Source organism: Desulfallas thermosapovorans DSM 6562, from assembly GCF_008124625.1.
Lineage (GTDB): Bacteria > Bacillota > Desulfotomaculia > Desulfotomaculales > Desulfallaceae > Sporotomaculum > Sporotomaculum thermosapovorans.
The window spans coordinates 218,382-226,111 of record NZ_VNHM01000004.1 but is presented as its reverse complement, the minus strand read 5'-3'; the positions used below and the strand labels follow the sequence as shown (position 1 = coordinate 226,111).

Annotated in this window: 9 protein-coding genes and 1 pseudogene; 6 read left to right on the top strand and 4 right to left on the bottom strand. The window is 40.4% G+C overall.

Features of this window, described 5'->3' with window-relative positions:
• On the top strand, positions 1 to 225 hold a 225-nt coding region (locus LX24_RS05380), incomplete at its 5' end, for a transposase (RefSeq protein WP_166511111.1).
• 121 nt (positions 226 to 346) lie between these two features.
• A complete protein-coding gene (locus LX24_RS05375; protein WP_166511110.1) occupies positions 347 to 727 on the top strand; it encodes a copper amine oxidase N-terminal domain-containing protein in 381 nt (126 codons plus the stop codon).
• A gap of 513 nt (positions 728 to 1,240) precedes the next feature.
• Here LX24_RS05375 and LX24_RS05370 read toward each other — a convergent pair.
• Together LX24_RS05370 and LX24_RS05365 are read right to left on the bottom strand one after the other, a co-directional pair.
• Entirely contained in the window at positions 1,241 to 1,852 is a 612-nt protein-coding gene (locus LX24_RS05370; protein WP_166511109.1) for an N-acetyltransferase, read from the bottom strand.
• Entirely contained in the window at positions 1,853 to 2,026 is a 174-nt protein-coding gene (locus LX24_RS05365; RefSeq protein WP_166511108.1) for a hypothetical protein, read from the bottom strand.
• 490 nt (positions 2,027 to 2,516) lie between these two features.
• Here LX24_RS05365 and LX24_RS14930 point away from each other — a divergent pair, with 490 nt between their 5' ends.
• On the top strand, positions 2,517 to 2,639 hold the full coding sequence (locus tag LX24_RS14930; RefSeq protein WP_243131625.1) for an HD domain-containing protein: 123 nt from the start codon (positions 2,517 to 2,519) through the stop codon (positions 2,637 to 2,639).
• A gap of 98 nt (positions 2,640 to 2,737) precedes the next feature.
• Here LX24_RS14930 and LX24_RS05355 read toward each other — a convergent pair whose 3' ends face one another.
• Both LX24_RS05355 and LX24_RS05350 read right to left on the bottom strand, forming a co-directional pair.
• Complete coding sequence (locus LX24_RS05355) at positions 2,738 to 3,253, bottom strand: hypothetical protein (RefSeq protein ID WP_166511107.1); 516 nt, start codon at positions 3,251 to 3,253, stop codon at positions 2,738 to 2,740.
• A 16-nt stretch (positions 3,254 to 3,269) separates the two neighbouring features.
• Positions 3,270 to 4,526 carry an HD domain-containing protein gene (locus LX24_RS05350; protein WP_166511106.1) on the bottom strand — a complete coding sequence of 419 codons (1,257 nt, stop codon included), beginning with the start codon at positions 4,524 to 4,526 and terminating at the stop codon, positions 3,270 to 3,272.
• Positions 4,527 to 4,741: 215 nt separating this feature from the next.
• Here LX24_RS05350 and LX24_RS05345 point away from each other — a divergent pair.
• The 3 genes and pseudogenes from LX24_RS05345 to istB form a co-directional block, all read left to right on the top strand.
• Positions 4,742 to 5,117, top strand: a pseudogene (locus LX24_RS05345) (transposase); the annotation flags it as partial.
• 292 nt (positions 5,118 to 5,409) lie between these two features.
• Complete coding sequence (gene istA / locus LX24_RS05340; protein ID WP_166511105.1) at positions 5,410 to 6,864, top strand: IS21 family transposase; 1,455 nt, start codon at positions 5,410 to 5,412, stop codon at positions 6,862 to 6,864.
• Entirely contained in the window at positions 6,864 to 7,673 is an 810-nt protein-coding gene (gene istB, locus LX24_RS05335) for an IS21-like element helper ATPase IstB (protein ID WP_166511104.1), read from the top strand. The genes istA and istB overlap by 1 nt, the downstream gene beginning before the upstream one ends.
• The last annotated feature ends 57 nt before the right edge of the window (positions 7,674 to 7,730 follow it).

Genomic DNA, 7,730 nt, shown 5'->3' with positions numbered 1-7,730 from the left:
TTACCTGATCGTATGAAAAGGAAGTTGCGAACCCAAAAAGGACGGGCAAAATATGCCTTGCGAAAACAAACAGTTGAGCCTGTTTTTGGCCAAATTAAGGAAGCCCGGGGTTTTCGAAGATTTCTTCTCCGCGGGCTCGACTTGGTGCGCGGAGAATGGGTCCTTCTATGCCTTACGCACAACATTTTGAAGCTATTTGGAAATAAAAAGAAGTTGGCTTGGTAAATAGTTAAAGGGGCACCTCATTCTGCTTAAAATTTTTATATAAATTCATATGAATTTGTTTTAAGGCCCCTAACCACAGTTTTTTAAAGTATCAATTCTTAGACAGGCTGCTAGGCAATATGTGTTAGCAGTAACAGCCCTGGGTCAAGAGGTGGAATGGGACGCTGAAGACAAATCAATCACCTCCGGTGGCATTTGGTTACAGGTTAACAACCCTGTAGCTACCGTTGATGGAGAAAATGTAAATTTGGCGGTTCCCGCCAAGATAATCAACAATGTAACATATGTGCCCCTGCAATTCATCGCTGTTAGCCTGAATAAGGATGTCGCTTTTGACAGCGAACAAAACCGCATCGACATAACTGACGAGCCCGTTGTAGATGAAGAAGTTGATGAAGAGGCTGTAGCGGACGAAGATGTGGCCACCGATGAAGACGCGGATGTGGATGAAGATGCAGCCGCTGAAGAAGAAGCTGATGCTGAAGAGGTTGTAGAAGAATAGGGTGCTCCATGGATTTTTGCTAGACGCTAAATACCCCTTGCCCGGAAGTGGCAAGGGGTTTGGCTTCCGCTCACCCTCTCTGCTTTTATTTTACTGTTTAGCTAAGCTAAAAAATTTCTCCAACGCCAAAGCTTGCTTTAATTGTTCATTCTCTTCTTAAGCACAGCTATGGATTTATTGGTAGCTTTCATTTTAGCATTCAGCTGAAAAATCTTATAAAAAGCTGAACGATCCGCATGGGGTTTCCCGGCTGAAAGCCCTTTAATGCGTTAAAATGTTAGCACGGCGAGGGATAGGCACATACTGGGGGGTTCTGGATAAGGTCGAAGGGCTTAGTCCAGAACAGACCCGTTCATTAAAGCCTCTGGTTTACTGCATATTAAAACCCCGCAAACCCGCATGGCACAAGGGATTGGGGGCTTCTTAACTTTGCATTGTAGCCTTTATGGATATAATTATTAGCAGGTTCCATAAGGTTAGAAGAAATTAGATAATTATTCATAATAGATTTTCTTAGGGTTTAAGGTATTTTAGCAGCTGCACTAAATATTCCCCTTGCATTAAACCAACTTCATCCCTGTCTAACTTCCTTTTGCCGAACTGAACAAATCCGTTTGCCGAATAAAAATTTATTAACTTCGGGTTGTCCTCACACTCTAAATATACTACCCTGCCACCTATTTCTCTTTGTATTGCCTTTATCTTATCGCATGCGAGTTTTAGAAGTTCATCCCCGGAAATTAATTTGTCATAACCGTTAAAAAAGTTCTTTGATAGTTGCCCTATAAGCGGGGCAGGAAAAACATACCTCTTGAAGTCATTATCATACTGTGCAAATTTTGTTATTCTCTTGCGCAAGGTATTACTTAGGCTTGTCCTGTAAACCATAATAATTTTGGTAGCCAAGGTAAAATACCCTATTAAAACGTTTTCGTTTTTATTTGATGCAAATACCAAATATGTTATTGCTATTCCTTGCTTTGAGAACTCTATAGATTTAGATTTCAAAAAATCATCTACATCTTTATTTAGGGGGCACATAAAATTGGAGAGAATAATTTTAGTTTTATCCTCTCCAAGATGCTCAATCATTTCCCGCAAGTTTATAAGAGTATATCCCGTCATTTATATGTTTCCAAATATATCCTTAATTTTTTCTCCTTTTATCTCCCGGCATATACGACTTAACTCAACCTGTTTGCCCTTCTTGGCTTCAGATTTTTCCAATGCCAATATAAGGGCACGCCCCATTCTTCTTTCTCTAATATCTATATTTTTTAGTATACTTTTGGTGGCCATAAAACCATCTCCTGAATAACCTCAATTTTAAAATTTATTGCTTTTCGTTCCCTTCGGCCATCCTAGCTTCATTATACGGTAAAAGTGATCGCTGAACAAGGATTTTTTTACAGACTCAGGCAAGCGCCAACCCTTGTTACTATTATTATATCCAATTCACCCCGAAAAGTTCAGTGAGAAACATTATTACTGGTTTCTCAGAAGCGTTTCCACTTCCCGCTTAAACCCGTACCTGTGTAGATATTCTATCAAGGCTCCTCCCATGACTGAAAACGCTTTTTTAAATGTATTCCAAAAAAGGAACCAGACAAACAAAGGGGAATATACCGGAAAATGCCAGGGCATTAGAGAACAGCCGCATATACAACCGGCAGCGCACATTAATGAACAGTCTGCTCCGGGTTCTGGCCTCGGCCCTTGACGCCCGGGACCGCATATCGCGGGGCATTCCGAAAGGGTAAGCCGCTACTCGGTTTTAACGGCAGCCAAAATGGGGTTTTCTCCTGCCGAACTGGAGGCTCTGGAGCGGGCAGCATTGCTTCACGATGTGGGTAAAATCGGCATCCGGGATAATGTGCTTCTCAAACAGGGACCTTTGAATAATGAAGAATGATTTTTGACGACTCAGAACCCAAATACAATTGCCTCCGCAGTTGTTATAAACCCCTACTAACCCACTTTTTTTATCAATCTTAACTCAAGTTAAACCACTTATCTTGATTCTAATTTAAGCCTGACTCCTGTTAATTCGTTGTATGTAGTAAATGCTTCGTCAAAAAAAGATGCCAAGTGCCCTTTAAAAACATGCAGTTTTTCTTCTAGTGCCGCATCAGCATAGCCTTGATCTTTGAAAAAGATAATCGAGCTTAGCACCTCCAATACCCTTGATTCTTTGGCCGCTAAATATGTTACCAACTGTTTCACTTGTTCATCTTTTTCGATACCTGAAGCATTGGAGTTATCAACTGTTTCGATAATAAATGTGCGGTAACCATGCTCTTCCAGACACCTCTCCCGCAAAATACCGAAAATCTCCCCCACATTCAACTCGCTGGCTAATTCATCCGAATATACTCCGTAAAAGTTCCACCTAAACTCGTAGGGTTTTCTAAAGGGTTTGGCTAGCTGTTGTAATATATAGATAATTTTTTGCATTTTTTTGCGGCCTTTGATTTGCCCCCCAGCTAAATTAATAATATCTCGCACCATATAAATATTCTCCAACATGCTAATCTCTCCCCGACTAAACTTTTATGTACCACCGAATTATATCCTTGCTCAGGGTGGAACCCGCTTGACTGATTACGGTGTCCTCCACCGCTGACAGCGGTATTATTTCATTCTCGTTTTTGTATACAAATATCTCATCCGAAACACCCTTAGTGAGATATAAACTTTTATATGCCACATTTGTGGGCGTATCCTCATAAAAAAAATATTCCCTTTGCTCTTCAGTATCAAACTGCTTAAGGACCTTATCCTTTTGTGACGAGTATTCATTTGGCTTTGCAGAAGGATATATAACTTTATAAAAAGGCTTGCGGCAGAAAAAGTAATGCAACAATTCCTTTAAAATAGGATCATTAGTTTCATAGTACCATTCATTGAACCACCCAATTACAGTAAAGTCATCAAGCTTTAAATACAAATCCATATCCACATTACCGGAATATAAGGCTTTTATTTCTTGATACCCAACCAGTTTATCGTGTTCTTCTTTTATAACCCTCTTGATAACATTGTAAATAATGGTTTCAAAAGCCCTGATTACTTTATGATAGTACACGTGAACATACATATAGTACCTGCCTAAAATGTACTGTTCTAAAACGTTTAAGCCTTTATTGTAATTTATGCAAACCACGGTTTGCCCCTCTACCGTGGGAAAGGTAGCCTTTTCAATGCTAATATTTTTCAATAACCAGTCAACGTCAAACTTGCCGTAATTAGCACCAGTCATATATGAATCCCTTAACAAGTAATCGATACGGTCAGCATCGAACTGGCTGGATATAATAGAACCTACGTGTGTATTAGAATATTCTTTATTAAGAATCTGGCACACCTTATCGGCAAAATTTTCACCGCATTTCTGCAACCGTTCAGTAATATCCTGACATTCTTTGATAATTTGAATTGACATCTTTTCATGGTCAAAAAAACCACCCAGGTTTTTGATAACATTCTCAAAGGCGTGACTAAAGGGGCCATGACCGATATCATGTAATAAAGCAGCAATGGTAATTAACTTTTCTTCTTCCTTTTCCAAATTGAACTTTTTACTATTTTGTTTCAGAGCATTGATAATACGTTTGGACATACCATAAACGCCCAGCGAGTGTGTCAAGCGACTGTGCTCGGCTGCGGGGTACACTAACCAAGCTACCCCTAACTGCCTAATTCTACGCAAGCGCTGGAAGGCGTACGTATCAATGAGATTTATAACGTCATCTTCCACTTCAATTATATTATGGATAGGATCCCTTATAATTTTAGCCATGAATCTCTCACCAAAGAATATTTATTGGTTATTTATTCAACTTAATTGATCTTTTTCCTTCCGAATTTCCAGCATAACAAAGAGCAGCTTAATTAGGGCTTGCTGAATGAAGCAAAACCCCAATAAAATCAAGGATTTTGGAACATATTTGTCGAAATAAGATGCATGAAAAATGCGGTAAACGCTACAAAAACCGTGCACCTGGAGGTCAAAATATGTTCCGCAAGGTAGAAAACCAATTTTATCTGGAAGATTTCATATTGCCATTTGAAGGCAAGTTGGATGCCCATAACCGCTGGGTAAAACTGGCTAAAATTATCCCGTGGAAAAGCATCGAAGAACGTTACGCCAATTTATTTAACCAGCAACCTGGGGAAAAAGGCTAAACCCGTCCGAATGGCCCTGGGTGCCTTGATAATAAAAGAAAAACTAAAACTGACCGACCGGGAAACCGTAAACCAGATCGTCGAGAATCCGTACCTGCAGCTGTTTATCGGCCTAAGGGAGTACCAGAGCAAACCGCCCTTTGATCCCTCTTCAATGGTCCATTTTCGCGAGCGTTTTGGCCTTGGGGCACTAAAGGAAACAAACTGTAGATTCTCATTTTCAATTATCCAAAACCCCCGCTATTTTATCACATTGAACAATCTGCACCCGGTGTCAATACTAAAATAAACTGCAAAAAATTCTTAAATTACATTGGGATTAATATTAGTCAGTCCGTTGTTAACGGACATGATAAAATCCACATAAACGGTCACGAAAAACCCGCACAAATGGCCATCATATAGAGGGAAATAAAACTCGCCCCCTCGAATATCTCATTTACCTACAAACAACATGAGAGAGGGAGCGAGTAAAATTGACAGGGGTGTGGGAAATCGTGAAAATTCAAGAATTAAAGCAAGCCGGTCTTTACAAAAAAACCGTTGCGGAAATACTTTCTATGGATCGTGGAACAGTAGCAAAATACTGGAACTGTAGCGAACCTGAAAAGCAAAAACCAATCTATCATCGAAGCTCTATCCTTGACCCATATAAAGATTATATCAAAGAACGGCTAGAAAAGTGGCCAAAACTTTCGGCCGAAAGATTATTTAATGAAATAAAGGAAAAGGGCTACACCGGCTCTAACCGCACAGTGCGGCGTTACGTGGCCACAATCCGGCCACAGGGATCGAGAGAGTACAAACCCTATGAAACACTACCCGGTGAACAAGCCCAAATTGACTGGGGCCACATGGGTGAAATAATAGAGAATGGCCGACGGAAAAAACTATACGTTTTTGTATTCTGCCTTAGTTGGTCACGACAGCGTTATGTAGAATTCATTACCTCACTTAATTCCGCGGTATTCAATGGTTGTGTGCACCGGGCCTTAAATTATATAGGTGGTGTACCGGAAACAATACTTTTTGACAATGCTAAAACAGTTGTATCTGAACGAGTAGGTACTGTAATTCGTTTTAATGAGAACCTGATGCACATTGCTTTAAAGTATGGTTTTACCCCCAAAGCTTGTTGGGTTAACGACGCTGAAAGTAAAGGTAAGGTAGAATCCAATGTTAAATATGTCAAGCACGGCTTCTATTACGCCAGAGATTTTACCAGTGTTGATGATTTAAATAACCAGGCCATGGAGTGGCTAGAGACAGTGGCTAATGCTAAACCCCACGGCACAACCGGTTGTGTACCGGCGGAACAACTGATAAAAGAACAGAAATATTTAAAACCACTGCCGCCGATAAAAGAAGCACTACCCGTTACAGAAAAACGGAAGGCCACCAAAACCGCACTGATTTTCATTGACGCTAACAAATACTCCGTACCCGCACAATTTGCCCGTAAAACAGTGCGGTATCTACGTTACGAGGATCGGATTGAAATTCTTGATGATAAAAGCGTAATAGCAACACACCAATTGGCTAAAGGTAAAAATCAAACCATCATCAATGACAACCACTACCCATTACACAATCAACCGGCAAAAAAGCCTAAAAATGCCTTACAAGCTAAATTTGAAGCTCTGGCACCCGAGGCGGCAGAATATTTGCAAGGTTTGAGTAGGAGCCGGCACGGTCATTTAAGGGAACAGATGGAGAAAATTATTGCCCTAGCAAAACAGCATGACAGCGCAATCGTTAGTAATGCCATGAAAAGATCACTATCCTTTGGTGCCTTTGGATATGGCATCTTAAAGAGGATAATTGATAGACAAATCAAAGCACCTCGCAGCTTACCAGAACCCCCTAACAACACTAAAAAAGCCAAACTGAATACTCTCTATCATGTAGATGTCGAAAGACGGGATACGAGCTATTATGGGGGTGTAATGTAATGATTAATAAAATACCTGTTGCTGACAGAAAAGCCTTAGAACAAGGGCTAAAACGACTTAAACTGCGATATACCAGAGAAATTATCGATTCTGTAAATGAGTTGGCCATGGAAGAGGAACCAGGCTATATTGACTTTCTAGCCTATTTGGTTGAGCACGAAATTAAAATGCGGGATGAAGCCCAACGATTAAAAAACATGAAAAGGGCTAAATTCCCCCAGTTAAAAACCCTGAATGAGTTTGATTACTCATTCCAAAACTCCATTAACCAACAGAGCATCCGGGATCTAGCAAGTTTAGATTTCATGCATGCCAAAGAAAATGTCGTTTTTCTTGGCCCGTCTGGGGTAGGCAAAACTCACCTGGCCATCGGTCTAGGGGTAGTAGCAGTAAATGCCGGATACAAAGTACGATTCTATACCTTTACCGAACTGGTGGAGGATTTATATGCATCACTGGCCGATTCCAGCTTTAATAAAAGGATTGACACCATACTAAAAAACCACCTGATTATTTTAGATGAGCTAGGCTATGTATCTATGGATGAAACGGCATCAGACCACATATTCCAATTTATAGCAAGGGCTTATGAACAACGTTCCCTTATAGTTACCAGCAACCTTAATTTTGCCGAGTGGGGCACATTATTTGCCAACGCCAGCACAGCTGCTGCTACTTTGGATAGGCTGTTGCACCATGCCCATGTGTTTAACATGAAGGGTGACAGTTACCGTATGCGTAACCGCTTGATACCAACAAATATTGACCAACATAATGAATTACCCGAATTAGTTGACCAACATAATTAATAATCAAGCCATCTATTTATGTTGCCAAATGTGCTGGTTTTTCATGGCCAAAAATGG